This is a genomic window from Vulcanisaeta distributa DSM 14429 (assembly GCF_000148385.1).
GTDB lineage: Archaea > Thermoproteota > Thermoprotei > Thermoproteales > Thermocladiaceae > Vulcanisaeta > Vulcanisaeta distributa.
This window is the reverse complement of record NC_014537.1, coordinates 2,004,375-2,029,961: the sequence shown is the minus strand read 5'-3', so window position 1 is coordinate 2,029,961 and position 25,587 is coordinate 2,004,375. Positions and strand designations below refer to the sequence as shown.

Annotated in this window: 27 protein-coding genes; 16 read left to right on the top strand and 11 right to left on the bottom strand. The window is 46.9% G+C overall.

The features are described 5' to 3' along the window. Nucleotide 1: 1 nt before the first annotated feature. From VDIS_RS10665 to VDIS_RS10635, 7 genes are all read left to right on the top strand, one after another. Nucleotides 2–3,787 (top strand): molybdopterin dinucleotide binding domain-containing protein, encoded by a 3,786-nt coding sequence (locus tag VDIS_RS10665; RefSeq protein ID WP_148678332.1) that lies wholly within the window; start codon nt 2–4, stop codon nt 3,785–3,787. 5 nt (nt 3,788–3,792) lie between these two features. After that, on the top strand, nt 3,793–4,584 hold the full coding sequence (locus tag VDIS_RS10660) for a 4Fe-4S dicluster domain-containing protein (RefSeq protein WP_013337259.1): 792 nt from the start codon (nt 3,793–3,795) through the stop codon (nt 4,582–4,584). Nucleotides 4,585–4,589: 5 nt separating this feature from the next. Beyond that, complete coding sequence (locus VDIS_RS10655; RefSeq protein ID WP_013337258.1) at nt 4,590–5,255, top strand: TorD/DmsD family molecular chaperone; 666 nt, start codon at nt 4,590–4,592, stop codon at nt 5,253–5,255. After that, nucleotides 5,236–6,579 (top strand): 4Fe-4S binding protein, encoded by a 1,344-nt coding sequence (locus tag VDIS_RS10650; RefSeq protein ID WP_245522515.1) that lies wholly within the window; start codon nt 5,236–5,238, stop codon nt 6,577–6,579. The genes VDIS_RS10655 and VDIS_RS10650 overlap by 20 nt, the downstream gene beginning before the upstream one ends. Nucleotides 6,580–6,756: 177 nt before the next feature. After that, nucleotides 6,757–8,235, top strand: coding sequence for a hypothetical protein (locus VDIS_RS10645; protein WP_013337256.1), 1,479 nt, complete (start codon nt 6,757–6,759; stop codon nt 8,233–8,235). 284 nt (nt 8,236–8,519) lie between these two features. Then, nucleotides 8,520–8,855 carry a helix-turn-helix domain-containing protein gene (locus VDIS_RS10640; protein ID WP_245522514.1) on the top strand — a complete coding sequence of 112 codons (336 nt, stop codon included), beginning with the start codon at nt 8,520–8,522 and terminating at the stop codon, nt 8,853–8,855. Further along, the gene (locus tag VDIS_RS10635) at nt 8,852–9,133 is read left to right on the top strand and encodes a hypothetical protein (RefSeq protein ID WP_013337254.1); all 282 of its coding nucleotides are present in this window, start codon (nt 8,852–8,854) and stop codon (nt 9,131–9,133) included. The genes VDIS_RS10640 and VDIS_RS10635 overlap by 4 nt, the downstream gene beginning before the upstream one ends. Nucleotides 9,134–9,379: 246 nt before the next feature. On the opposite strand, the gene VDIS_RS10630 is transcribed toward VDIS_RS10635, so the two are convergent. Beyond that, nucleotides 9,380–10,174, bottom strand: a complete 795-nt coding sequence (locus VDIS_RS10630) for a BtpA/SgcQ family protein (protein ID WP_013337253.1) — start codon at nt 10,172–10,174, stop codon at nt 9,380–9,382. Between the two features lie 32 nt (nt 10,175–10,206). Further along, entirely contained in the window at nt 10,207–10,707 is a 501-nt protein-coding gene (locus VDIS_RS10625) for a cob(I)yrinic acid a,c-diamide adenosyltransferase (RefSeq protein WP_013337252.1), read from the bottom strand. A 122-nt stretch (nt 10,708–10,829) separates the two neighbouring features. On the opposite strand from VDIS_RS10625, the gene VDIS_RS10620 reads away from it, so the two are divergent. From VDIS_RS10620 to VDIS_RS10605, 4 genes are read left to right on the top strand one after another with little or no spacing between them, the layout of a single operon-like run. After that, nucleotides 10,830–11,315: a hypothetical protein gene (locus tag VDIS_RS10620; protein ID WP_013337251.1), complete on the top strand. Its 486-nt coding sequence runs from the start codon at nt 10,830–10,832 to the stop codon at nt 11,313–11,315. After that, the gene (locus VDIS_RS10615; protein WP_013337250.1) at nt 11,303–11,635 is read left to right on the top strand and encodes an NADH-quinone oxidoreductase subunit K; all 333 of its coding nucleotides are present in this window, start codon (nt 11,303–11,305) and stop codon (nt 11,633–11,635) included. Before VDIS_RS10620 ends, VDIS_RS10615 begins: the two co-directional genes overlap by 13 nt. A 25-nt stretch (nt 11,636–11,660) precedes the next feature. Beyond that, nucleotides 11,661–12,935 carry an NADH-quinone oxidoreductase subunit N gene (locus VDIS_RS10610; protein WP_013337249.1) on the top strand — a complete coding sequence of 425 codons (1,275 nt, stop codon included), beginning with the start codon at nt 11,661–11,663 and terminating at the stop codon, nt 12,933–12,935. A gap of 38 nt (nt 12,936–12,973) precedes the next feature. Beyond that, nucleotides 12,974–13,543, top strand: coding sequence for a hypothetical protein (locus VDIS_RS10605; RefSeq protein ID WP_013337248.1), 570 nt, complete (start codon nt 12,974–12,976; stop codon nt 13,541–13,543). A gap of 2 nt (nt 13,544–13,545) precedes the next feature. Here VDIS_RS10605 and VDIS_RS10600 read toward each other — a convergent pair whose 3' ends face one another. The 6 genes from VDIS_RS10600 to VDIS_RS10575 all read right to left on the bottom strand — a co-directional run bounded on the left by VDIS_RS10600 (nt 13,546) and on the right by VDIS_RS10575 (nt 18,364). Further along, entirely contained in the window at nt 13,546–14,094 is a 549-nt protein-coding gene (locus VDIS_RS10600; RefSeq protein WP_148678331.1) for a DsbA family protein, read from the bottom strand. Nucleotides 14,095–14,257: 163 nt separating this feature from the next. Continuing rightward, entirely contained in the window at nt 14,258–14,824 is a 567-nt protein-coding gene (locus VDIS_RS10595; protein WP_013337246.1) for a DUF998 domain-containing protein, read from the bottom strand. A 43-nt stretch (nt 14,825–14,867) separates the two neighbouring features. After that, a complete protein-coding gene (locus VDIS_RS10590) occupies nt 14,868–16,064 on the bottom strand; it encodes a M24 family metallopeptidase (protein WP_013337245.1) in 1,197 nt (398 codons plus the stop codon). Nucleotides 16,065–16,106: 42 nt separating this feature from the next. Beyond that, a complete protein-coding gene (locus VDIS_RS10585; protein WP_013337244.1) occupies nt 16,107–16,553 on the bottom strand; it encodes a hypothetical protein in 447 nt (148 codons plus the stop codon). 131 nt (nt 16,554–16,684) lie between these two features. Next, nucleotides 16,685–17,617 (bottom strand): heterodisulfide reductase-related iron-sulfur binding cluster, encoded by a 933-nt coding sequence (locus tag VDIS_RS10580; protein ID WP_013337243.1) that lies wholly within the window; start codon nt 17,615–17,617, stop codon nt 16,685–16,687. 93 nt (nt 17,618–17,710) lie between these two features. Further along, nucleotides 17,711–18,364, bottom strand: a complete 654-nt coding sequence (locus VDIS_RS10575; protein WP_013337242.1) for an ACT domain-containing protein — start codon at nt 18,362–18,364, stop codon at nt 17,711–17,713. Nucleotides 18,365–18,480: 116 nt separating this feature from the next. Between VDIS_RS10575 and VDIS_RS10570 the strand changes: the two genes are divergently transcribed. The 3 genes from VDIS_RS10570 to VDIS_RS10560 all read left to right on the top strand — a co-directional run bounded on the left by VDIS_RS10570 (nt 18,481) and on the right by VDIS_RS10560 (nt 21,856). Beyond that, nucleotides 18,481–18,906, top strand: a complete 426-nt coding sequence (locus tag VDIS_RS10570) for a translation initiation factor IF-2 subunit beta (RefSeq protein WP_013337241.1) — start codon at nt 18,481–18,483, stop codon at nt 18,904–18,906. A gap of 46 nt (nt 18,907–18,952) precedes the next feature. Next, the gene (locus VDIS_RS10565; protein ID WP_013337240.1) at nt 18,953–20,650 is read left to right on the top strand and encodes a B12-binding domain-containing radical SAM protein; all 1,698 of its coding nucleotides are present in this window, start codon (nt 18,953–18,955) and stop codon (nt 20,648–20,650) included. Nucleotides 20,651–20,722: 72 nt separating this feature from the next. Beyond that, on the top strand, nt 20,723–21,856 hold the full coding sequence (locus VDIS_RS10560) for a hypothetical protein (protein WP_013337239.1): 1,134 nt from the start codon (nt 20,723–20,725) through the stop codon (nt 21,854–21,856). Here VDIS_RS10560 and VDIS_RS10555 read toward each other — a convergent pair. Continuing rightward, nucleotides 21,846–22,274: a CBS domain-containing protein gene (locus VDIS_RS10555; protein ID WP_052885830.1), complete on the bottom strand. Its 429-nt coding sequence runs from the start codon at nt 22,272–22,274 to the stop codon at nt 21,846–21,848. The two genes, VDIS_RS10560 and VDIS_RS10555, sit on opposite strands and share 11 nt — an antisense overlap. Before the next feature lie 403 nt (nt 22,275–22,677). Here VDIS_RS10555 and VDIS_RS10550 point away from each other — a divergent pair, with 403 nt between their 5' ends. Beyond that, nucleotides 22,678–23,139 (top strand): hypothetical protein, encoded by a 462-nt coding sequence (locus VDIS_RS10550; protein WP_013337237.1) that lies wholly within the window; start codon nt 22,678–22,680, stop codon nt 23,137–23,139. Here VDIS_RS10550 and VDIS_RS10545 read toward each other — a convergent pair. Beyond that, complete coding sequence (locus VDIS_RS10545; RefSeq protein ID WP_013337236.1) at nt 23,123–23,641, bottom strand: hypothetical protein; 519 nt, start codon at nt 23,639–23,641, stop codon at nt 23,123–23,125. The two genes, VDIS_RS10550 and VDIS_RS10545, sit on opposite strands and share 17 nt — an antisense overlap. Nucleotides 23,642–23,797: 156 nt before the next feature. On the opposite strand from VDIS_RS10545, the gene VDIS_RS10540 reads away from it, so the two are divergent. Further along, nucleotides 23,798–24,136: an AbrB/MazE/SpoVT family DNA-binding domain-containing protein gene (locus VDIS_RS10540; RefSeq protein WP_013337235.1), complete on the top strand. Its 339-nt coding sequence runs from the start codon at nt 23,798–23,800 to the stop codon at nt 24,134–24,136. Between the two features lie 42 nt (nt 24,137–24,178). Here VDIS_RS10540 and VDIS_RS10535 read toward each other — a convergent pair whose 3' ends face one another. Beyond that, nucleotides 24,179–25,582, bottom strand: coding sequence for an FAD-binding oxidoreductase (locus tag VDIS_RS10535; RefSeq protein ID WP_013337234.1), 1,404 nt, complete (start codon nt 25,580–25,582; stop codon nt 24,179–24,181). Between the last annotated feature and the right edge of the window lie 5 nt (nt 25,583–25,587).

The window sequence follows — 25,587 nt, the reverse complement described above, 5'->3', positions numbered from 1 at the left end:
CATGGAGACAGCCACAAAGCTTACCCAGGAAAGGGAGGTTAAGAGGGATTGGTTAATAACGAGGAGGGACTTTCTAAAGATCGCCGGTGTAACGGCTGCAGCAGCGGCGTTCCTAGGTACCGTGGGTAGGGAGGCATTTGTCTTTGGGCAAATATTCAAAGAAAGCAGGCTGGCCCAGGAGGAGATTGCGAGTGACGTAGTTGCATTCACGACATGCTATGGATGCCTGGGTAGGTGCAACGTTGAGGTGATAATCAGTGGCACGACTAAATTACCCAGGTACATTGCGGGCTCAATATTTACCAGGAACCAGGGAGCCACATGCGACATAGGCGCAACCACAATGCTTCACTACCTAAGCCCAGCAAGGCTTAGGTCACCATTACTTAGGGTACCAACCAGCGAGAGGTGTGAGGGAGACTTTGTGGAGATAACCTATGATGACATGCTCGACATACTCGTTAATGGCGACAACGCATCATACCTGCAGGAGAGGGGTTGGAAGTACGGGTTCCTAGGCCTTAAACAAATTAGGGAGTGCTGCCCATACAAGTTCGTATACTTCACGGGCAGGGACCAGTATAACCCAACCGAGAACACTTGGTTCGCCGCAATGTTTGGCACGCCAAACCAGGCAGCACACGGAGGCTTCTGCGCAGTGGCTGTGGCGTCAGGTGGTTCCTACGCCATGGGCGGTACCTGGTGGGAGTACGGTGGCTGGGACAGTGACTATACGAAGCTTTTAATAATCGCCGGTATGACGCAGGACCACTTCCCGACAATAACGAGGCGTGAGGTGATGAAGGTGATAACCAACGGCGGTGAGATAATATACATGTCACCTGAGAGAATCGGTAACTTCGCGCAGGTTTCCAATGAGTGGATACCAGTGATACCTGGCACTGACGGTATGGTGGTTTGGTCAGTAATTCATGAGTTATTTAAGATGAGGGAGCAGGGAATACACTCAATCGACGAGGATTACCTGAAGTGGTACACCAATGCACCCTGGCTCGTAATAACAAACCCAGACGGCTCAATAATACCGCCGCAGGCCTCCAACGTTGGCCTCTTCGCCAGGATGAAGAATAAGAATGGTGATTGGGTGCCAATAGTCATGGGCAGCGACGGTAATTTATACCCATTCACTGACATACCCTGGCAGAACGGTGTTGAGCCCGTCCTTGAGTGGCAAGGCTCAATAACAATACCAGTGGCCCCGGACAGTGACCAGACGATAACGCTCAATGTTAGGACAGTATTCAGCATACTGAAGGAGATCGCGCTCCAGGATAAGTGGAGCCCGGAGAATGTTGAGGCGACCTGGGGCACGCCACCGGCATATAAGATTAGGGAGCTCGCCCAGAAGATAGTTAACCTACTTAATAATGGCAGGGTTGTTATACCGGCTAAGTGGACTGACTACCTGGGTAGGCAGCATGACTACTTCATAGGTACGCCATTCTCAGTCTACATAATGAGGGGCATATCAGCCCACAGCAACGGTTTCGTAACAGCTAGGGCCTTCGCACTACTGCTAACCCTGGTCGGTGCCGTGGACACCCCTGGAGGCTTCGCCTATAAGCCACCGGCTCCATGGCCAGTACCCGATGGTGACTACTGGCCAGCATATGTGACACCGGCTCATCCAAGAATGAACATTACTCAGGATGATTACAACTCTAACCCAAGCCTATACACTGGACCTAATGGCGAGAAGCTTATAGGTGTTGTCGGCGGTGCAATGGTTCAGGAGAGAGTACTCAACGATGGCACGGTGCAGATACTGAGTGTTGAGAAGGTACCTTATCCAAAGGCTTTGCAAATAACGACTAAGCCTATAGTCTACACGCCCGACCAGATGGTTATTGACGAGAATGGGCACCCACTACTGATAGATAGGGGCTTCAGTTGGGAGTTCCCGCTATCAGTGCATAGGAACTACACGGCCGTTAACATTGATGCTGGCCTTGAGTGGCCTTATAGGATTGAGTTCCTGCTATGGCACATAACGAACCCATACTGGGATAACGCCTACGACATTGATAAGGACCTAGGTCTACTCAGGATGAAGGACACCGACGGTAGGTATAGGATACCGTTCGTGGCGCAGGTTGATACATTCTACGGCGGTTCAGTACCCTGTGTCGACTTGGTGATACCCGATACCACGTTCTTCGAGAGGTATGGTGAGCACAGTCTACTGGATAGGCCGACATCATCAGTGCATGGGCCCGCTGACAACATTGAGTGGCCCATATTACCGCCATTATTTAAGGAGGTTAGGCCATGGAGCGACGGCGAGATACTGCTTGGCGAGAAGCTGCAGTTGCCTGGCTTCGTTACCGAGACCGGGGAGCCCATGTACCCCAACCTAATGTATGACTGGCTGTGGAAGTGGCAGTACGTGCCAGGTGTTGGTGTGCTTTATATGGCCAGGGGTAAGGACGGCACGTCATGCTGCAAGGGCGAGCCTAACCCAGACCAGATTAAGATGTACGTATACCCAGGCTTCATAAATGCGGCGGCATACTCAAGTAGCAATACATATCCACCGCTTCAGAAGATCCCGGTCACTAATGGAGTTTACCCACCAGGTGTCTCACCGGGTACTCAGACCGTGGGTCACGCCTTCGCCTACTATGAACTGCCGCTTGAGATTAGGTACTATAGGCACGTGAATAAGGGCTACCTGGAGTGGGCCGCAAGTGTCAGCCTAATGCCGTATGCTAAGCCAGTGATTATACCGATATATTCGGAGATCATTATGAAGTTCATACTGGCAGCCTACGGACTGTGGAAGGGCATGAACGCATACTTCTACTACATGTATCAGAAGACTGGCGACCAGTCGTACCTACAGCTGGCCCAGAAGAATGCATCGCCACCAAGTGATTGGTGGGGTAGCCACGTGGCGCAGATTATTAAGCAGTTCTACCACCCAATAGCCGTATGGTATGAGCCGCTGGACTGGATAGCACCTGACGGCTCACCACCAAGTGAGTACCCACTGGCCACTATCAATAGGAAGACTACGCCGTGGTTCTACCACACCTGGGAGAACCACCACCCATGGTTGAGGCAGATAATACCGTACTCAGTGATTTGGATGAATCCGAAGACCGCAGCCCAGTACGGTATTAAGGATGGTGACTGGGTTGAGTTAACAAGCAGGGGTGGCGAGATCGCCAGAGGCCAGGTTAAGTTGACTGAGGCCATAGCGCCGGGCGTTGTTGGTTATTGGAAGTCGAGGAATGCCAGGGCAGGAATGATGGCGTTACCGCCCAATGCCCTGGAGGTGACCAAGGGCTTCATGTTTAACGACATATATGTGTACACTAGGGCGAATAGCCAGGGTGGAGTACCCAATGACCAATACACCGTGGATGGCTTAATAAAGGCTGTGCAGAGTGGGCAGTACCCAACACTTCAGTTTGACATATTTAGTGGTAAGACTGCCTGGGGTGATCTGAGGGTTAAGATTGTTAGGATTGCCAATGATAAGCCATACTCAGCCTGGGGCAATGCCGATCCAATAGTTAAGACGCCGCCTAAGTTAATAGTCGGTAGTGAGGCTTGGAACATAAAGGTGTTCAACTACAACGCCTACAAGACGCCGCAGGAGATGGGCATTACCTGGTATGAGGTGAATAGTACGTGGCTTCAGTTCCAGGAGGCAATTAGGCACTCCATGGGCTACTCATTCTCAAGCGCCACAACGCCGCCATCCAGTTCAAACTCAAACTCGGGTACGGACCCGAAGGGTAGAAAGAACGGGCAGGGGTGACCTGAATGGTCCAGCTAGCCATACTCACAGACCTAAGCAAGTGCTTTGGATGTAACGCATGCATGCTTGCTTGCAAGGAGTGGCACTCAAGCGGATGCTACGGTCCAATGACTGACCTAAACCCATGGGGTCCAGAGCCTGGTAAGGCGCCATGGTCAGTATTCTTCATGAGGGTGCTGCAGGTAGAGGTTGGTGAGTTCCCAAACACAAAGACATTCAGTGTGCCAATCAGCTGCTTCCACTGCAGGAATCCCGCATGCGTCACTGTATGCCCGACGGGGGCTATATACAAGAGGAAGGAGGATGGCGTCGTGGTGATTAACTACGAGGTTTGCATCGGCTGTAGGTATTGCGAGAATGCATGCCCATACGGCAACATAATATTCGACCCAGTGGAGGGGGTCAGTAAGAAGTGCGTGATGGCAATCGACAGAATCTATGACGAGTCACTACCGCTTTACGAGAGGATACCACCATGTGTTAGGAATTGCCCGGCTGGCGCCAGGATATTCGGTGATATGGACGACCCCAACAGCATAATCTACAGGACTGCGGTGAGGAAGGGTGCCGTGCCCATGGGCCCAGAGTTTGGTACGGACCCGCCAAGCCTATACATAATGCCGGGCGTGCAGACTAATGAATCAACCAGGATAGTCACTAAGGAGGAGCCTGAGGAGTTTGCATTGAGGACAGGCGCCGCTGACCTACCAACACTGCTCCAGAAGCTTAAGGGTGTCAAACCCACTGGTGGTCATTGCGGTGGTGGCGTGGGTAATGCCAAGGGCCAGGGTACGTGATTAATATGGAGAGCCTAGACCCACAGGCCTTAAAATCACTCGCCTTTTCTCGTTCCATCATTTACGACTTCTTAGCCTCATCCTACATATACCCGTATAGGCTCAGTGACTTTGAGAGGCTCATTAAGTCGAGGATTGGTAGGGTTAGGGATGTGGCAAGGGTCCTGGTTGGTCTGTACCCGTCAATGAATGACTTAATTAAGCTGTTGGGTCTTGCGGAGAATGTGAATGATTATAATGCATTAACACCAATACAGGTAGACTTCACGAGGGTTGATTATGGCGCAATACCGTATGAGGGCTACACCCACACCGGCTATCTCGATATGAACACTGAAATAACCCTCAAGAGGATCTACGCTGATTATAACCTAGTCGTTAATAAGGACTTCAGGGACTTGAGGGGTGACCATATTGCCGTTGAGTTCGCCTTCATGAGCTTCCTGGCGTATAAGGAGTATGACGATTGGAGTAGTGCGGTTAAGTACGTTGAGGAGGAGGACTACTTCATAAATAATCACTTAATTAATTGGGTACCAATATTCGTGAGCACGTCGCTAAAGCTCGTGAGGACGGACTACTTCAAGCTCCTCCTCAACTTCACGAGGGATTTCGTGGTCCAGGACAGGGAGGTCATTAAGGCTGTGAGGGATGCCTATGGTGGTGAGTGAGGAGGGTAGGTTATTGATCCTCGAGGACCCAAGTGATGAGGAGTTGAGTAGGGTTAAGGATCATGATGGCCCCGTAATCATAGTCCTCAGGAAGCTGGGTAATGTCAATGTCCAGGGAAAACACCCAATGAACATATACATACTCAGGTCACCGAGTAATGAGGAGTTGGAGGCGCTGAAGGCGCAGTTAATGGCCAGGAGGGTCACCACTAAGGAGGTGGCTGTTGAAGGCCCCATTAGCAGGAGGGAGTTGCTGATGGGTAGGGTCACCAAGGTTGTTGAGAAAAACATACCCACATACTTCGAAAACGCATGTAGGGCTAGGTTTGGCTGTGGTGAGTGCGTCAATGCATGCCCGGCTAATGCAATATCCATAGTTAATAATAGGGTCACTATCAATGAGAGCGCGTGCATTGAATGTGGCCTATGCGTGTCGAGGTGCCCAACCGGTGCCCTGGCAATGGTGGGCGCTGACGATAATGAGTACGTAGCCCTACTTAATAAGTTGAATAATGTGAGGGGTATTAGGAGGATTACATTCACATGCCCATTGAACACCAGGGAGTCTAGGGACGGTGAGTACATCTATAGGGTGCCGTGCATCGACTCAGTCAGTCCCGAGTGGGTGGCAATGGCGCTTGCCAAGTCCCTTGAGGTGGGTGTTGAGTGCCCCGACCAGTCATGTAAGTTGGGTGGTGCTGACTATGCCAAGGGATTGATTAATGCATTCACGGAGTCGTTCAAGCTAAGCATCACTGAGGATGGTGCATTGTCAATGATTGGCGGCGAGGAAGTGGGTGAGGGGATGATCTACATGGGCATTAGGCGTAATGACTATATTAAGGCATTAACGAGACTTAGACCAAGGACCACGGGAGTAGCCAATGAATTACTTAAGATATTTAGTGTCCATGTGGATGATGTTAAGTGCTCATTCTGTGGCGTATGCTTTGCCAAGTGCCCCGAGAGGGCATTTGACGTTGGTAGGGATGGTAATAAGACAGTGCTTAAGCTCAATAACCTCAAGTGCATTGGCTGTGGCTACTGCGCGAGGTTATGCCCTGAGAAGGCAATAACCGTTGATAGGGCTAAGGAATTCCCAATGAGCGACAGCACTGACGTGGTCTACGACGAGGTGATCACCTGTAAAATGTGTGGTAGACCCTTCGATACCAGGAGGCATATAATGGCTACGAAGGTTAGGCTGGGCATTAAGGGTGACCCGGAGTGGCTGTACCTATGCCCAGACTGTAGGAGATACTACACGGCAAAGAGGATGCTTGAGAATGCATTGGGTATGAAGGGGGTTAAGAGCTACATCTAATTGGATTAATCACCACTTCGCCTCTTCAAAATCCGCGGGTAAGGTCCATGGTGGAATTTCATGTCTTCTACTTAATGATTAGCGTTTTACCTAATTTAAACAGTACTTAGTGATTAGGTAAGAATTTGTAAGAGATTACGAAAAACAGAGTTAAGTAGGGTCGTGAGTACGTGGTTGATGAACACACTAACAATAGGACTGGTAATACTGGTGGTAATACTCGCGGCGGGACTGGGGTATGTGGGTTACCTATACTCAACCACTGCATCAATGGCCAGTAAGTACATGGCACTTCAAAGCCAATACCAGCAGTTACAGAGTAAGTATGAGACCCTGGAGAGCGAGTACTCAAGCCTAATGACAAACTACACAAACCTGGAGAACCAGTATATGAGCCTACAAAGCCAATACCAATCATTAGAGGGCATGTCCAACTCAAGTATGGGCATGATGCAACCAGAGTTAATACCAATTGGTGAGGCGACGGTCACCGTAAACGCGGCACAAGGAGCTACGGTTAGGCTTGGCAACATAATAGCCGTGATTAGGCCGGGCACGTACGTGGAGACACCAAGCGGGCAGATGCTCAGTACGTATAATTTCTCAATAATTGACTACATGCTGGAGAATGTCGGGCCAACACCCATGGAGATGGGCATGGGAGGTTCACCGCCAATTTACGCCTTCGCCTATGCCGTTAATGGGCAGGTATCACCGGGCTATACATTCGTTAATCAGGAGGGTAAGCCGCAGGCAATAATTACCGTGGTGAGGATGCCGAGTACGTGGACCACCTGGACATGGCTTGGGTTCACTGAGGAGCCAAACGGCACGTTGGTCGGCGGCCACTACGCATTCCCAGACAACTGGGTGTATGTTGGCTCTGGCATATTCGTGAACTACCAATTCGTTAAGCCGGTGCCCTGGATCTTCGCGTACACGGGCATGCCGGCAATGTCGATGACGGTATACACCTCAGAGACCACACCAAATAGCACTGAAGTAACGACAATGGAGCCGGAGCTAGTACCCGTTAGCATAGGCACGATAACCGTGAATGCGACACAGGGCGGCGCCGTCGCCGTGGGCAACCTACTGGCGGTCATACCACCCGGCACCTACGTTAAGACGCCCAGCGGCCAAATACTCAGTACTTACAACTTCAGCCTGGTGTATCAAGCAGTTTACAACCCAGTCTACCTAAATGAGAGTGGCACCATATACTGGCCAATATTCTCATACGCCTTCGCAGTGAATAATGAGATAAGCCCAGGATACACCTTCGTAAACGCCTCAGGCTCCCCAACACCCGTGATAACCATCGCCTTCCTACCACCGCAGGCCTTCTATAACCCAAGCAGCATGATGGCGCTTACGGAGGTAGTGGCATCATGGACCTGGCTAGGCTATACGGAGTTACCAGACGGGACATTACTTGGCGGCAACTACGCCTTTGCCAACCCATGGTTGGTGGGCGATGATTACATAGTGAATGTGGTTTTCATAAAGCCCGTACCCTGGGTATTCGTGGCGCCAATCCACGGCTTCACTAACCTGACAGGCACCATGATGCCATCATCAACGCCATCTTCGAGTTACTCATCATCTTCATCATCGTCAAGCTCATCATCAAGTACACCTACGTGGGGTAGCTAAGTTGTTGGCTACATTACCTTGTATTTAAAAATCTTCAAAATATTTCCCTTGATTTTAATCATAAAATTATAATGGGCTTCATGCAACCTTAATTACTGTTTATTAATGCAACGTATATTAGGCTTGATTAATCATGGTACTGTTCAAGTGTTATTACAATTTAGTTTGCATTTTCTTACTAAAGTTGGGAATTCTGAGGTGCAATCACCTTATTAATAATGGCTTTCACGGGATAATTAATGCTTAAAACTTATAAATTATTGACGGGTAGTGTTACGTACCTAATGGTTGAATATGAGAGGGACTTAAAGAAAATACTTATTTGGTTGCTTGGCGGCTCCCGTGGAGGTTTAATGAGACTCAAGATCCTATTACTCCTTAAGAAAAGGCCCATGAACCCTAATCAATTGGCCAGGGTGTTAAACGTGAATTACAGGACCGTGATTTACCACTTAGAGCTTCTTGAGAGGTATGGGCTCGTTAATAAGTTAGATATCGGCTATGGGGCGCCATACTTCATTAGTGATAAGCTTGAAAAGAGGTGGGACCTTATTAGGGATGTCATGAGGATATTGGGTATTAACGAGAGGGAGGAGATGGAGGAGGGTGGTGAGCCATGACCCACTACCTATGGTATGTGGATATTGGGATTGCCGCTGTACAGACAATAATCGTGTTATTGATCCTCAGGAATTACGTAAGTGTTGGTTTTACGCGAATAGGTAAGATACTACTATCCATATCAGTGATACTCCTGGTTGAAAGCATACTAATGGTAACAATATACTACATGTGGTCCACCTGGGGCCTTGGGATGGAGGTCGCAGCACCAACACTACTGATTACAGTACTAAACCTAGTCGCGATCTCATTACTGTACATCATATCAAGGCTTTAATAATAAATCAATTAAGCGAAAATTAATCCCCTTCTGTTTAAGTCAGTAATAAGAAGTGCTAAGACATAATTAGCAGGCTAGGATTAAGTGCATTGTCGTGAATTGTTTGTGAGAGTGGTCTGGGCCTGGATGATTATTAGGAGTTGATGGTTGGGCAGGCAGAGTGGAGGTAAGATTAATCTTACCTCCACTCTTCCAGTCCAAGTTTTGACAAGTAATGCAATTTCCTGGGTCGTGGGTACTCATTCACGGCTTTGTTAATGCCTTTACTGCGTTTACCATGTTTCTGGCCTTTGCCAGGTCTATTTGTCCTTCCTCGTCCTTTAGGTATGTGCCCACTATGAAGCCGTGGGCCTCCCTGTAATCGCCTATATTATTTGGGTTTATGCCGCTTCCCACGAGTACCTTGGCATTCATCGCCTTAACGACGCGCCTAAGGAGTAGTGGGTCTGGTGGTTCACCGGTCCTTGGTCCCGTGATCACGAGTGCGTCGGCCAGGGCCCTCTCCACGCAGTCCCTGGCCACGTCCTCAATGGTCATCCTGTGCAGTGGGCTTGCGTGTTTAACGAATATGTCGGCGAGCACCGTGATCTTTGTGTTGAGCCTCGTCATTACCTCGAGGACCTCCCTGGCCACCGGCTCTATCAACCCCTCGACACTCACCACCGCCTCGCAGTAGGCGTTTGACCTAATGAAGGATGCCCCGGTCACGGCTGCTATCGCGGCTGCCTCTGGGCCGGAATTCCTCAGTAGGTTGATGCCCACGGGTATATTCACCGACCTGACCACCTCCCTGGCTATTATCGCCATGGAGGCTATGGTCTCAGCCTCCCTAACCCTAACCCTGAATGGATAATCGTTGTAGTTCTCGAGTATCACGGCATCAAAGCCAGCCTCATCAAGCACCCTGGCATTCCTAACGGCGAAGTCCACGATCGTGCTGATGTCCAGTCCACCATACCTAATAGAGCCTGGTAATGGCGGTAAGTGCACAACGCCGATGAGCGTGGGCCTATCATCCCTAAACTTCAGTGTTGGCATTGGTTAATGGCTTTGTGGGGAATTAAAGAATATTACCATTCCAGACCTCTTACACCGACTATACCCCTATCGAAGTAATGCTTCCTTGACTCCATAATCGTTATTAGGTCGGCTATTTCCATGAACTCCCTAGGCGCATCCCTACCCGTCAACACCACATTAACCTCAGGCGGTAGTGACCTAATGCCATTAATGACCTCATCAGCCGTTAGATAGCCATTGGCCACCGCATTATTGACCTCATCCAGTATCAGTAGGAAGGGCTTAACCTCCCTAGCCCTATCAAGCGCCGCCCTGAGCACGTCCCTAGGCGTTAAGTGCTGGTCCGGGTCCAGTGAGTAGATGTCGACGTAATCACCAAGGAATTTCTTAATTGCAAGGTACTCACCGACGTACTCACCCCTGTATATCAAGGTCTTCATTAGGTGGGCAATCACGACCCTATAGCCGTGACCAACCGCCCTTAGGACGAGCCCCAGCGCCGCCGTTGTCTTTCCCTTACCATCACCGGTATAGAGTAGTACCAGCCCCATCACGGTGTCTTAAGGACCAACTTAATTTGCATTACCACCATGGTTAAGGACCTTAAATACTGCATATAGAAGGATGTCAATTGGTTATACTTAAAAATACGTGAGTTATGTCTTCCCTTGCTATGGTTAGCACGTACATCGACGCATTAATAACACTTGGCATCTTCGCCGTATTATCAGCCATAGGCATAACCATAACGAAGGACAACCTATACGCGGCGATATACTTAGCCATAGCGACGGGCCTCGTTGGCGCGGTATATGGCCTGTTCGGAATAACCTACGGCTTCATACTAATATACCTAATATTCGTTGGCGCCACAATAACCATGACCATAGTCCTGGCAGCCACATACAGGAGGGTTGAGTTCAGGGGTGGTGTTGGTAAGTCCTGGATAGCACCAATGCTACTATTCATAATTGCGATAATCATAGCCTCGGCATTCACAAACTACGAGGTGACGCCGGTAACCAGTCAATCACTGATAAGCTTCGCATCAACGCCCGATGGCCTATTACTAATTGCGTTATTGGCTTCGCTTTTGATGGCTATAATGATTGGTTTAATAATGTATTACCTGGAGGTGAGTGGGGGATGGAGGTCGTGAATGCGGCGATAATTTACGGATTTGCATCAATAATACTAATGATTGGTTACTACAGCGCATTGAGGGCTAATGACCTGATTAGGGTTTTAATATCGCTTGAACTCATGTTCAACGCAATATTCCTAGCGCTGGTTCCACTCTTTGCTGTTAATGCCGTGGTCGCCTTCGGCATACTCGTCGTAACCATACTGTCATCATCCACAGAATTCATGACCCTAATAACGGCTATAATGGCGTTGGATAGGGTTAGGAAGTCCGTGAGGGTTGAGGAGATTAAGGCTGGTGGTGAGCAGTATGTTGAGTCGAAGAGTAATACTTAAATCACGTGGACAGGGGTGATGCGAAGTGTCCACACCATACACATACATCCTCCTTGCATCAGCAGTAATAAGCGTGGTTGGCACAGCACCGGCACTACTCAGTGAGGGTGCTAGGAGGTACTCGTGGATCGCACCGGCAATATCAATGATAATACTCCTCGCGGCGCCAAACACGTACTTAATGGCATATGTCGCGTTCCTCGTGGTCATAGGCATCCTTGGAATAATTACCTTAATGAGGCTCAACTCGCCAATAAGGGGTGTTGATTACGTACTCATCTCAATAATGATAATAGCCACGGTACTAGCCCTATACACAAGCAACCTAGCCCTAACACTGCTGTCGCTAATGCTCGTCTCAGCACCAACGTACTTACTGATCCTAATGGGGGATCCAGGCACGAGCATTGAGGTTGGTGTTAAGTACGTGGTTAACATGATAATAGCCACGGTACTCTTCTTCGTGGGCGCAATAATAATTAGTTCAGGCCCATCATTAATAACATACATAATAGGCTTCTCCCTACTACTCCTCGGCCTATCCCTAGAGGTTGGTGTGGCCCCAATGCATGAGTGGGTTCCCGACGTGTTCACGGCCGGTAACCCAATACCTGTCTCGATAATAGCCTCCATAGCCAAGATAGCCCCATTCATCGTCGCCATTAAGATAACACTGACCACAATGAGCCTCTACAGGGTACCGCCCTACTACCTGGCATACATAGCCGGCGCCTTCGCGACGATATCAATGTTCCTAGGAAACATAGGCGCGCTTACGAGTAGGGAGAGTCCGAGGGTCCTCGCCTATTCCTCAATAGCAAACATGGGCTATGTAATGGCCGCCTTCGCAGCCGCGATAATGGGTGCCCAGGAGATGGGCGTAACCCTAGGGCTGGCGCTCGTCGGTTTATTACTACAGTTATTCATGAATGCCGTCGGCAAAATGGGATTCTTTAACACAGTATTTTCAAAGGGTAATAATGCGGTGAGTACCTGGTTGATATCCCTGGCCTTCATAGGCACACCACCGCTCCTGGGCTTCTGGTCAAAGCTATACATAATACTGGCGTTGGTCTACGGCAACCTCACCTGGCTCGCGGTTCTACTGGTAATTAACTCCGTGATCTCGGTACCCTACTACGTGAGGCTCGCCAGGGAGTTGGGGACTGGTTGGAAGGGTGGGTTGGCTGAGGGCTTGGTAATAGTTTTCACGATACTCGTTTTATCAACAACGATACCACCATCCTGGTTAATACACCCAATAATGAACCTAATCAACTACTTAATCCTAAGCCTGTGACAATACTGCTTAAAACCATTGATACTTCCTAAAATTTGATGAGCATTGTTAGGGGTGTCTATGAGGGCTTCACAGCCATAATATACGGCTTCATACTAGACATAGCACTGAAGGCTTTACTACTCATGGGCTTCACAGACCTCACCTATGACGTGCTGCAGTTAATCATTGCAATACTCTGGATTGGCATTGGAATGTTTGGCTGGGGTAATATCTGCATCGTCAATAGGGGTTCATGCAGGTTATCAACGATTTACAGGTACATAATGTTCATTGCACCACCACTAATGACCATCTCCTACCTACTCTACCTATATGGCGATGGGGCGGCAGCCGCCGTGTTATTCCTAATAGCCGTGAGCGTGGTACTTGGTCTCTCCGTATCTAGTTACGTGGGTGCCTACATGGTCAGCAATCAATTTAGGAGTAATGTGGGTAGAGTTGGCGCGATAATCTCGATTGTGGCTATCATAATGTGGCTAGCCCTAATACCGAATATCATGGAGGTGGGTACGGCATTAAACGCCCTAGGCAACGCCCTAATACTAATAGTCCTACTCCAAGTCAGGAGGAGGTACTCACCAACGGCTAGGGCGCGCCGTAGGTGATTTTAATAAACGTAAAGGTCCTCAATGGCCTTCGCGAGTTTCGTAATGCCTGGGTAACCAAATATCCCCTGTCCAACATTCTTAACAAGGTTACCAATTATTATTGTTGGAGTACCCGGGGCACCCAACTCCTTGGCCACGGACTTAGCCTCCATGACCCTCTTAAGCTCTTCGTTAACGCAGTCGCCACCAGCCTCGGCAATGGACTCCTCACCCTTTAACTTACCGCTTAGGTACGCCTCATAATGCCTCTTTAGGACCTCCAGGAAGACCATTGGATCCCTCCTGTAAATGCATCTAAACGCTGCATGGAGCTTCTCAACACCCCTATGCACTGGGTAATCAACGAAGTAGAGTGACGCCTTACCATTCCTATACAACTCAACCAGGTAATCACCAGCCTCATCCTCAAGCAGGGCACAGCCCGGGCAGTAGAGGTCGTAAAAGATGACAATTAATAACCTGGGATTTTGAGCCCTAAACCCAAGCCCAACCCTCTCAACCCTATCCAAAACACCCCTAACATCCTTAATCAACCACTCATCAGGCATCAATACGACTAAAACGGCGACCCTTAAAAACATTAATTGCCAATTCAGTAATCAGTAATCGTGGCATGAAGTATTTTGGGACTGAACGTGTTGGGCAGGCAGAGTGGAGGTAAGATTAATCTTACCTCCACTCTTCCAGTCCAAGTTTTGACACCTACCTCAATCACTTAATCAAGTGCTTTGCATCAAAGTACGTGACCACGGCTACCCACAGGTCTATCACGGCTATTCCATAAGCCTCCTCGGTGGCTGCTGATGGCCATGGAATTATCAACGCTATCATTGGCGCTACAACACCGAGGAGTAGTGAGAACAACCCAAGCCTCCTATCCCTAGCCATTAATGAGCCAACTCCCCACGTAATCAACGCCATATCCATTTGCGTGAAGAACCAGGTTGAGACAAAAACGTGTGGTCGAGTTCCAGCGTGGTAAATCCCTATTAATGCCAGGAATAGCCCTGCGATGAATACGAATGCTGAGGCGAAGTCCTCAACCTTATTTCTTGATATTAGCAATAGGTTTATTGAGTATAGGTCAACAAATACTGATGTCGTTATTAATCCGTAATTGTAAATCCAGGGATCAGTGGCGTAGGGTCCTCCCAAGTCACTGAAGGCGTTCCTAGTGAATACAAACCAGGGATTAACGCTTATGCTAATAGCTATGAATAGCCAGGCAAGTACCGCGGCGATAACCCCCGTATACGTTAAAAATTGCTTTATGTTCATGTAATAACGTAATTAATAAACCAATTTATACGCCTTAATCATGCTAGATCTCTATTGTCAATGACTCGGTATCCCTGGGGTAATACGTTATTACCTCGACATAATCCTCATGGATAACGACAGTGTCTGAGTGCCTAAATCCACCAAGGCCACTTACGTATATGCCTGGCTCAACTGTAACAACCATGCCCGGCCTCAACACTGTCTCATCGCCAACATCCAAGAATGGCGCCTCATGGCTTTCCAACCCTAAGCCATGCCCGCTATGATGCAGTAGGTACTCAGCCACACCAAGTTCCTTGGCAACCCTTATAACGGCTCTATCGACATCGGAGGCCTTAACCCCTGGCCTTAAAGCGTTCAATGCCGCATCCTGAAGCTTAAGTGCCGTTTCATGGTATTTAACAACATCATTGCTTGGCTTTCCAACGAAGAGATTTCTCTCGAGTTCAGCCATGTAACCACCAACATCTGCGGTGGCTCCAGTCACTAAAACGTCACCGACCTTAATAGGTCTCTCCACACTTATTGAGTGCGGGTAAGCGCCATGCTCACCAACCTGGCCCCTAAAACCTGCGTAGGCGGGGTACTCAGACCTCAGTGGCTTATATCCAGGGCCTAAGGCCTTCTTCATCATTATGGAGGCATCAAGTGAAGCCCTTAGTGATATCTCATAGTCATACATGCCAGGTGCCGTGTAATCCTGAAGGAGTGAGTGGGCAAGGTTTGACCACTTAGCGCTTTCCCTGAGCAATTCAATCTCCACATCGCTCTTTATCAACCTCATGGAGTAAATATCGTCTGATATATTCACGAACTTAGCATTAGGTAATAAATCAGTTAGGCTTGGTCCCTTATAGCCCCAGTAACTTACGTAACCTGGTGATGCATCATAACCAATGGCCGAGCTATCCAGGTGTAATTCACGGAGCCAATCAGCGAATAACCGTATTGGGTGCACCTCGCCTGGGTAATCCCTATACGTGTATACCCTGCTCACGAGCTTCGTTTGGCTCAGTACGTGATCCCTCTCCAGTAGTGGCCCAAGGAAGTAGATATCGCCATTCCTACGCACAACAATCGCAACCGGCCTCTCCGTCTGTAGGTAGTAAAACCCTATGAAGTAGGCTATGTTTATTGGATTGACTATGTAGACGGCATCCAATCTCTTCTCATCCATAACCCTATAAAGTAGGTTTAGCCTTCTCTCGAATTCCCTGGTCGGTACTGCGTACACCACTTTATTGATGCCTTAGGATTATTTTAAATGAATTACCTAATCTTAACCGAATAGGTTAACCTCGGGTACATTCTCCGCAGTTGCCTTCTCACTAAGCACATCATTGCTAATCTCAATCACGTACCTAAGCCTCGCAGTATAAACTACGTTGTTACCCTCCTCACCGGTTGGCGTCAGCGGTATCTCACCGGTAACCCTGGCATAGCCCTTCTCCTCGCTGCCCCTCATCAACTTCCAAACCATGTTAATGCTGTACTTACCACCGACATCCTTAACATCCCACACCCTCTCGCCAGGTGTTAGGCCGTAGTCCGTGGAGAAGGACTTAACCAACTGCATGAAGCTCGTGCCAGAATCGTCAAGAGGCACCGATAAGCCAGCCTCCCTGGGCCACCTCTCAAGTCTCTTTCTCCTCGCATCCTCATTCGTTGACTTACTTATTTTTATGGGTACTTCCAAGTCCCTCTCATACACGGGTGTGAAGCTCATTAAAATCTGCGTAGGCAGACCAGAATAAAAACACTTTCTTAGACGTAGTCAGCTAACACCTTACTCGTCATTGGTCTGGACAGCCATCGCATCATCATTGATCATTATTGATTAGGATTATTATTTAAAGCCTACTCCGCCTCGACGACCTCATTTATGTCCAGGATCTGAACGACACCCTCAGCATTCCTACTGAGGTTTGCTAAGCATATTGGGCATACGGTCACCACAGTCTTTGACAGCTTAGCCAAATTCTCAATCCTAATCTTAGCAATCTTCCTAGAAAGCTCCGGGCTGAGTGATTCAAGTGGCCCTCCGCAGCAGGTTGATGTGTCCCTACCGGTTATTAATGGGTCCTCAAGGTGCTTAACACCGGCATTATCGAGTATCGACCTGTACACATCGTACTTACCCAGGTACCTGGCGTATAGGCATGAGTCATGAATAACCACATCACCGCTCATCTTAGGCCTTACTTTAATGCCCCTAATTAGATCCAGGTAATTCACAACCTCAAAATCAAGCTTGAAGTAGTTTGGCGCCACGTTTGTCAGTATGTTATGGGTATGTGGATCGATCGTTATGATCCTCCTAATTCCGTACTTCCTGAAGGTCTTGAGGACCGTATTCTCGAAGTACTCAAGGAACGCATCCTCAGCCCCGATTTCATGAAGCAGTGCGCCGCTGTATGGCTCATCCTCGTAGAGGAAGCCAAAGCTTATGCCAGCCTTCATCAATGACCTGGCAATGTTCTTAAGTATGTTATTGGCTCTATCGATATCCGCCCTACTCGGCTTTATCACAAAACCCGCAAACCTAGAAAGCACACCAGCCAACCCACTTAATGGTGTTCCCCTGACCTTCTCTATCCATGGCACTAATTGATTAATCATGGGTGCCATTTGGTATAGGCATGACGTGTAAATTATCGTATCACCACCCCTGGGTATGTTAAGGTCCTTAGCCCACTCGGTACAGTAGGATTTATCCATCGGTATTGGTAAACCATTGGAATCAAGGCTTCTCTTCATTATATCGATTAAAGACCTAACCCAACTCTCCAAAGGGAACTCACCGATTGCTATGCCACCTCCGTCTATTTAAATATTAATTACAATTTGTTTTGTTTCATAATGATTAAGACATTGGAATTGAATTTACTTACCCTTGATGTAGAAGGTTACCCTCGACTTATTTATTACTGCATCAAGGCTACAATCACACTTAAGGAGCACCTTCAACAACCCAAGTAGGTAACCCCTAGTAAACGGTAACCCAGCATCTAAGTCAAAGGGCTCTAGCAACGATATATTAACCACGTGCCCACCCTTATCCGTACTCACGCTTATGTTCTCAACACTTCTCGTTAAGTTCATAACCACGAGCATGTTTATGGCGGTCTCAAGGACCTTATTCATCGCGGCATTTGATGGAATCTCATACTTGGTCCTAAGCATTGTGCTGGCCATTGACAAGCCCATCTCGTAACCAAGTTTTGTTAGGAATGCGTGAACCTCCCCACCGCTTTGAACCATGTGCATTAATATACTTCTAAGGATTTCCTTATCAAAGCCCACCAGCTCCATGGGTGCCTCATGGCTTGCCCAGATATCGTGAACGCCATTAATGCTCTTCAACCTATCAATGGCGCTTATTGGTAAGGAGTCGCTGAGTCTCATGGCAATTACCCTCTCGGTCTCTGAGGGTATGGATACGAAGACCCACTCAATGCTTGTATAATCCTTAATAACGCCGGTTATTTCGTGAAGCATTCCACGCCTATTAGCGGTTTTAATCACGAGTAAGGTCATTAATGATTTATTAAAACGCAGAGACTTTAAACCAGACTGACCGTGGCCTAGATAGATTAATAACGTAAATCATGGAAGTAAGAATTTATTAAGTATTAGTTTCTCCTAACGTTGGTATGTCGAGTGATGTTAATTATGATGAGCTTTATATGAAGTTATTGGATAAGGCCTATACATTAATAACACCTAGGATTCAGAGAAGGCAGGAGATACCTAAGTTGAGCATATTAGTTCAGCCTAAGAAGACGATTATCCAGAACTTCAGGGATGTTGCTCAAAGACTTAATAGGGACCCAACACACATAGCGAGGTTCTTCCTTAAGGAGCTGGCACTTCCAGGTAATATTGAGGGCAATACGTTTGTTTTATACGCTGAGAGGAGTCCGAGGACCCTTGAGGCTGTTTATGAGAGGTATATTAAGTTCTATGTTGAGTGCCCCGTGTGCCACTCAATAGATACCTACCTTGAGAGGGAGGGTAGGATATACGTGCTCGTGTGCACGGCTTGCGGCGCGAGGACTCCAAGGAAGGGTATTAGCTAACTTTCAATTCCTATATTAAACTACGCGAAGCCAGTAGTTTATATTAATGAAGAAGGGTTTTTATTTACTACAGGTATGTGGTAGGTCTGTGTCATTCGGTGGATATCCAATCGTTTTAACGGGCGAAATCGCGACAATGAGCGATACACACGGTTCATCCGTGGTCGGATTTGCAAGTGCAATACCGGAGAACTACTTCAGGGATTGGGTTGCCCGCAGATTCTTCAGGGTTAAGAGTGATAAAGATGGTAGGGTTTTAAGAGCCCCCTATGGCTTGGCTAAGGTTGAGGCTGCGTTACTTGCCCATGGTTACACGAGAAATGACGTAATAGTTGCCGATCCATATAAGCTCGATAAGGTAATTGGGCCCAATACACGAATTGTGGGTATATACGTAATGGACCCATTAGGACTGAGCTTTGGTTCAGGGATTCTGTATTGGATATTGAAGCTAGCTGACTTACCGTATAGGGGCTTACCATACATAGCCAAGTCATTCCTACAAGTCATTAATCACCCAGCAATTAAGAGACATAGGAGCCATCTCAAGATTGTTGTTGGAGGCCCCGCTGGTTGGCAGATCGTGGATACCGGTAGGCAGGATGAGCTTGGCATTGACGTTGTTTATGAGGGCGAGTTTGAGGAGGATGGCCCGCAATTATTTGATAAGATAATGAAGGGTGAACCGGTGCCGAGTAGGGTGGTAGCCCATAGGCCAGTGCCGATAGATATGGTCCCAACCATAGTCACGCCCTCAATTGGCGGTATGGTTGAGGTCACGAGGGGCTGCGGCAGGGGTTGTCAATTCTGCACGCCAACGCTTAGCGGAATGATTAGGTCATTCCCATTCGAGGGGCACATCGATAGGGAGATAAAGTTGAATATTGAGGTTGGTGGTTTTAAGGAAATAACACTCCATAGTGATGAGTTCTTTAGGTATGGTGCGAAGGGCATTGAGCCAAACCCTGACAAGGTCCTAGACCTAACAATTAAGGCGTATAAACTCGTTAAGTCTTACGGGGACGATTACGAAATAACCACAGACTTCACAACGGCAGCCGTTGTGAAGTACGCTCCTAAGATGGTTAAGGAGGTCTCTGAGTACATGAATGAAGGCGGTACCTGGCACTTCATTGAAATGGGTATTGAGACTGGCTCGCCCAGATTATTAAGGCTGTTAATGGCGGGTAAGGCATTGCCGTATAAGCCTGAGCAGTACCCCGACGTTGTTGAGGAGGCCATTGGAATACTCAACGATAATTACTGGGTTGTTGTTGGTACAATGATCCTCAACCTGCCGGGCGAAACTGATGATGATGTTATAAAGAGCCTTGAATTACTCGACAGGTTGAAGAGGCTTAGGGTGCTCACGTTCCCACTACCCTTCATACCAATGGGTGCACTTAGGAGGAGGGACTTCACGGTGCTGGATAAGATACTCGATGACCCACTGAGGCGTGAGTTTATTCTTAAGGCTTTGATAAAGTCCTTCGAGGAGGCCAAGGCCTTTAGTGACTTAATAACTAGGAAGGTTGAGAACTTCATTGTTAAGAGGCTTATTAAGTACATAGCCGTTGGCAGCTTCAACCTAGTGCTTAAGAGGTACAAGGAGAAGTTGGGCTCTTTAATTGAGCAGTACGGAGAGTTCAGGGAGAGGATTAAGGAGGAGGTAAGTAAGGCCGTAATAACCATTAAGATGAATAAGGACTCCGATGAGCAGTTAAGTGACGATTCACAGGCGTGAATTTATCCAATCTCTTTATCTTAACTGTCAATAGTTAGAAACCTTGATAAGGGGCTTTAATGCAGTTTTCATGTGGGGATTAATAATAGGCCCATTGAGGAATTGGACGCTTTAGTCATCAAGAAGGCCTATTACGTACTTGGAATTAGCATAGCAGGCCTATCACTAATAATGATTAATTGGTTGGGCGTATCAACCATAATGTTCGACATAATGACGATAAGGAAGGTCGTGCTCAGCGCTGTTTATTACGTAGTACCCATGGCAACCGCGATGATAGGCTTCGCAGCAACACAATTACCAGCAACATTCCTATTCAGTAGACTTGGCAATAGAGTCTCCATGTTCCTAGGCCTATTACTCAATGGATTATCCCTCATATTCTCAACAACGAGTAGTTACCACACAGCATTACTACTCAGGTTCCTAGCAGGCATGGGGCTTGGGCTATACCTAATGCCATCACTCCTACTAATACTTGGTTGGTGGAGTATTAGGGGGTTGACCAGGTGGGTCCAGGTTACCTACCTATCCTCAATAACAGTACTAATGCTCCTCTCATCACTAGTGATAGTGGGTATTACGCAGAGCGCCGTGCTATACCTGGGCATAGCCTCCCTGGCCCTCGCTATCCTCGTTCTCCTCACGATGAAGGATGCCGTGATAATAAAGAGTGTATCGGTAATGGCCGTCATGAATAACCCAGACGTACTCATGATATCAATAGCCTTCTCAATACCCTGGGGTGTATACCTAAGCCTACTACCATTAATCGTTAATTTAGGTGGTTACCCAGCAATTGCGGAATTAACGGTTCCACTAGCCCTAACACCACTGCTATACAGGTTTAGGCATTCATTAAAGATGGAGAGACGTAAGATGCTATTCTACCTAACCATAGCCCTCGGCGCGGTGACCATGCCCATGGGGCTTGCCAAGGCTCAGTTATTCATTCCCGTGATCGTGGGCTTCATATTCACACTAATCCTACTACTAACGCTATACCTCGTGCATGAACTCGTAAGCCCAATACTAATCGCCCAATCAACAAGCTACCTATTCACAGTATCATCAATAATAGGCTCAATAATAGGCGTGGTAATGAGTTACGCAATACAATACCTTGGGGCGCTTGGTTGGGTTATGACCGGGGTTTTAATAGTAATGTCAGCGTTCATTTACAAAATACTAAAGATCACTCTCTAACCTTCGGATACCTATCAAGCCTCGCAATCTCCCTAACGGCATCCAAGTCACCCAGCAAGTCCCTAATTGAAATAACACCCACAACCCTATCCTCATCATCAACCACAATAACGTGCCTAACCCTATAATTAACCATTAGGGAGGCCACGGTCCCCACGGAATCATCAACCCTAGCCCTAACAACCCTAGGACCCATAGTCCCAACCTTACCAACAGGAGTATCAAGCGGAAGCCTATTAGCCAAGGCCCTAATCACATCACGCTCAGTTATTATACCACGCAACTTCATACTATTCAAGTCCTCAACCACAACCACAGAACCAGTATTCTCCTTAGCCATTAAATCCACAGCCTCAATAAACGGCCTATCCTCAGTAATGACAAGGGGCCTCCTTTTAACGAGGTCGATCGCTCTCATACAACCACCATGAATACCTAATTTTAACTGATTAATAAGCATTATTGCATAATCCGTGTATATTATCCATTATATATGTAAAATTACACATGTATTTCTACACAGTATTAATAAATATTTATATGAATAATTATGTAATTAATGTAGTAACCCAAGGCTTTAAGAAGCTCTGCAGTAATTAATCCCGGTGATGAGTAGGGACCTCGCCTGCCAGAGTAGTGACGAGTTTGCCGAGTGCTGAGCCATAGGCTTCGTTCAACCTGTTAATTCCAATCTATTTCTCGTTTTTCTATTTCTAAAGAATTTTCTTTACAGATTGAAATAATAAAATAGAATAAAGAACAAAGTACATCGAAAGTACTACAGAGGTAATATTTAAAAATATTAAACATAGCTATTACCTATGACGAGAAAAGCCCTAGCACTAGTACTACCCGCGTTACTACTCGTAGTAACACTAATGGCAGGAACAACAATGGCAATGCAAGTAACAAAGATAAAGCCAGACACACCAGGCGTAACAATAATCAAGGAAATAACAACACTAAAACTAAAAACATTACCACCAACTCATAGAACAGACCCGATAACATTACCACCTAACACAGGTATATTAGCTGGGCCAGTTACATTAAGTTCAGGTCAGGAATTAGCAGTATATGTACAATGGACTCCTTCATACGCTAATTTACTTATTGGAGTAATAAATGCAAATACAGGTTCTGGTTATGGTTATTCAGTAAGTGGGGGTTCTGCATTCGTAATCTTTGATCCGGGCCCTGGAACGTGGTATGTTCTTATTTATAATATAAGTCCATATACCGTTACTATAACAACAGTATATATATTCATTTTAAATAGTTGAAACTATAAGCTGTAACATTGTAATCCGTTAAATTGCTTATATATTTTATATTAAAATGATTATTAGATACATTTACATTGGTAATATTACACGAAATGAAAAATATGGTATCATTAGCAGACTTAATATAATGACAGCCCGTCAGAACAGCATTTACCCCAAAATTATTTATATTTTGTTTATTATTATGGTTATATAGCATTAAAAATATTAAACTAAGAGTTATAATCGAAATAATTACTAATGCAAAAATGACTGGTAATATTTTTATCTTGTGATTTTTAATATATTTATGATCATGTTTCAAATTATTTTCTTTTAATTCTTCTAGTATTGTATTATCTTTTATTAGTATTTTATTTAGGTTTACTTTGTCTATTGTTCCTATGTAGTGCCAAGTGTTTCCGTGCTTGATGTATACGTAGTTTCCTGCCTTTATCACTACGGTTCCTGGTTTTCCGCATCTTGGGCACATTCCTGTCCCCAACGCCTTGCTTGGCATTTAATTTATGTTCAATTCTTTCTTTAAATCTCTTTCTGTTCTTTATCTTACGTGAAACCTTTATTTACCACTGTGTATGTTGGTGCTTTTTCAATTTGGTTTCACGTGTTTTTCACGGAGTATTATTTAAGTGTGGTAGTGTTGAGGAACTGATCGGTGGTAAACGTGGTTGTTAGGGTGACTGTACGTAGGAAGTTGGAGAGGTTTAACGTGACGACACTTCCCTTCGTGGTTAGGGTGTACATAAATAACCAAGTCCTATTACCGGCGAGCCTAGTCAGGGCGCTGGGTATCACTCATTTAAGATTTGCTGATGTTGAGCTTGAGTATAAGGGCTTCGTGATTGAGTTAAAAGGCGTTAAGTTGTTGAGGACTAGGCACACGGATTCCAGGCAATTCACAATACCGAGGAGTGTTAGGGAGTTGTATGGCATTGGTCCTGGCGACGTCGTTAAGATACTGACCATAAGGCCTTCTAACGTCAGTAGTGATTGAAATTATATAATCAAACTTAATTTATGTGAAAATAACGTTAAATTAATCGAAGATTTTTCCTGGATTGAATATTCCGTGTGGGTCAAATATCCTCTTAATACCCTTCATTAGCCCAATAACCATATCACTATTACCACCATTCCTACTGCTAATTGCCTCCCTCAACAAGCCCCTCTTCTGGGTCCCAATACCATGCTCTGCGCTAACCGTGCCACTGAGCCTTATGGCTAGTTTACCAACATCCTCGAAGAACCTTAGGACTCTATCCATCTCATCCCTATCAGAGCGCCTAGCCCAAACGGATGGGTGTAGGTTTCCATCCCCAATGTGCCCGCCGAGGTTCATCTTAACATTGTATTTCTTACCCAATGATTGTATTTCTCTGACGGCCTCAGGTAATTTGCTCATCGGCACTGCGACGTCTTCGAAGGCTACGAACACGTCTGTCCCATAATCATTAAATGCGGCCTTAAGCGTTGCTGAGTAGAGCATCCTCCTTGGCTCCAGTATCTTTGAGAATTCCTGCCACGTGGACGCCTTACTAATTATCTCACCGCCACTCGATGATATGTCAGCGCTTAGCTTAGACAGTATTTGCTGTTCACTACCTGTATACGTATCAACCCCAATCCACAGGTAGTAACCGGGCTCAAGGTTGAGTATTTGGGCTGTTATGTCATCGATGAATTCCGTAACCATAGGCCACAGCTTATCCCTCCTGACCCTAATCACTGCATCGACCAGGGACTCAGCATTTCCAAACCTAGCCATCACCCCCACGAAGGACTCCGGCAGCGGTGTCAACCTAAGTGTTGCCTCAGTGACTATGCCCAGGGTCCCCTCGGAGCCAATGAAGACCTGGACCAGGTTGTAACCCTCCCTACACTTAACAGTCCTACAGCCAACCCTAATGACATCGCCAGTTCCAATAACCGCCTCAAGACCGAGGACCCAGTGTGAGGCAGGTCCATACTTAGCACCACGCATACCACCACCGCCATTACTAATTACACCACCAACCGTGGCGGTCTTAGATGATGCTGGATCCACGGGCCACTGAAGGCCGTAACCCATTAATTCCAGGTTCAACTCATCAACCTTAATGCCCGGTTGAACCCTCGCGTACCAATCAATGTCCGAGACCTCAATTATTGAGTTCATCCTCTCCAGGGAAACAATCACCGTATTCTCAAGCTTAGGCGTGGCATTGCCAGATAGGCTTGTTGATGAACCGACGGGTACGATCTTAAAGCCATAGTCAATGGCGAGCTTAACGACCCTAACAACCTCATCAACACTCACCGGCTGAACAACGGCCATTGGCTTAACACCAACCTCGGAAGACGCATCATGACTGTACAGGGCGAGTATGTGCGGTTCCGTGAACAACCTATCCCTAAACACGGTCTCAAGCTCCTTAATCACATCACCCTTATTCTGGGACATATTGT

Bases quoted from the DNA above. Each gene is read 5' to 3' on its own strand.
- VDIS_RS10565 (WP_013337240.1), top strand. From the start codon at position 18,953: ATGAAGAAGGGTTTTTATTTACTACAGGTATGTGGTAGGTCTGTGTCA.
- VDIS_RS10640 (WP_245522514.1), top strand. From the start codon at position 8,520: ATGGTTGAATATGAGAGGGACTTAAAGAAAATACTTATTTGGTTGCTT.
- VDIS_RS10620 (WP_013337251.1), top strand. From the start codon at position 10,830: ATGGTTAGCACGTACATCGACGCATTAATAACACTTGGCATCTTCGCC.
- VDIS_RS10575 (WP_013337242.1), bottom strand. From the start codon at position 18,364: ATGACCTTACTCGTGATTAAAACCGCTAATAGGCGTGGAATGCTTCAC.
- VDIS_RS10625 (WP_013337252.1), bottom strand. From the start codon at position 10,707: ATGGGGCTGGTACTACTCTATACCGGTGATGGTAAGGGAAAGACAACG.
- VDIS_RS10600 (WP_148678331.1), bottom strand. From the start codon at position 14,094: ATGCCTGATGAGTGGTTGATTAAGGATGTTAGGGGTGTTTTGGATAGG.
- VDIS_RS10535 (WP_013337234.1), bottom strand. From the start codon at position 25,582: ATGTCCCAGAATAAGGGTGATGTGATTAAGGAGCTTGAGACCGTGTTT.
- VDIS_RS10545 (WP_013337236.1), bottom strand. From the start codon at position 23,641: ATGCCAAGCAAGGCGTTGGGGACAGGAATGTGCCCAAGATGCGGAAAA.
- VDIS_RS10660 (WP_013337259.1), top strand. From the start codon at position 3,793: ATGGTCCAGCTAGCCATACTCACAGACCTAAGCAAGTGCTTTGGATGT.
- VDIS_RS10550 (WP_013337237.1), top strand. From the start codon at position 22,678: ATGACGAGAAAAGCCCTAGCACTAGTACTACCCGCGTTACTACTCGTA.
- VDIS_RS10595 (WP_013337246.1), bottom strand. From the start codon at position 14,824: ATGAACATAAAGCAATTTTTAACGTATACGGGGGTTATCGCCGCGGTA.
- VDIS_RS10585 (WP_013337244.1), bottom strand. From the start codon at position 16,553: ATGAGCTTCACACCCGTGTATGAGAGGGACTTGGAAGTACCCATAAAA.
- VDIS_RS10615 (WP_013337250.1), top strand. From the start codon at position 11,303: ATGGAGGTCGTGAATGCGGCGATAATTTACGGATTTGCATCAATAATA.
- VDIS_RS10570 (WP_013337241.1), top strand. From the start codon at position 18,481: ATGTCGAGTGATGTTAATTATGATGAGCTTTATATGAAGTTATTGGAT.
- VDIS_RS10650 (WP_245522515.1), top strand. From the start codon at position 5,236: ATGCCTATGGTGGTGAGTGAGGAGGGTAGGTTATTGATCCTCGAGGAC.
- VDIS_RS10555 (WP_052885830.1), bottom strand. From the start codon at position 22,274: ATGAGAGCGATCGACCTCGTTAAAAGGAGGCCCCTTGTCATTACTGAG.
- VDIS_RS10605 (WP_013337248.1), top strand. From the start codon at position 12,974: ATGAGCATTGTTAGGGGTGTCTATGAGGGCTTCACAGCCATAATATAC.
- VDIS_RS10655 (WP_013337258.1), top strand. From the start codon at position 4,590: ATGGAGAGCCTAGACCCACAGGCCTTAAAATCACTCGCCTTTTCTCGT.
- VDIS_RS10635 (WP_013337254.1), top strand. From the start codon at position 8,852: ATGACCCACTACCTATGGTATGTGGATATTGGGATTGCCGCTGTACAG.
- VDIS_RS10665 (WP_148678332.1), top strand. From the start codon at position 2: ATGGAGACAGCCACAAAGCTTACCCAGGAAAGGGAGGTTAAGAGGGAT.
- VDIS_RS10645 (WP_013337256.1), top strand. From the start codon at position 6,757: ATGAACACACTAACAATAGGACTGGTAATACTGGTGGTAATACTCGCG.
- VDIS_RS10630 (WP_013337253.1), bottom strand. From the start codon at position 10,174: ATGCCAACACTGAAGTTTAGGGATGATAGGCCCACGCTCATCGGCGTT.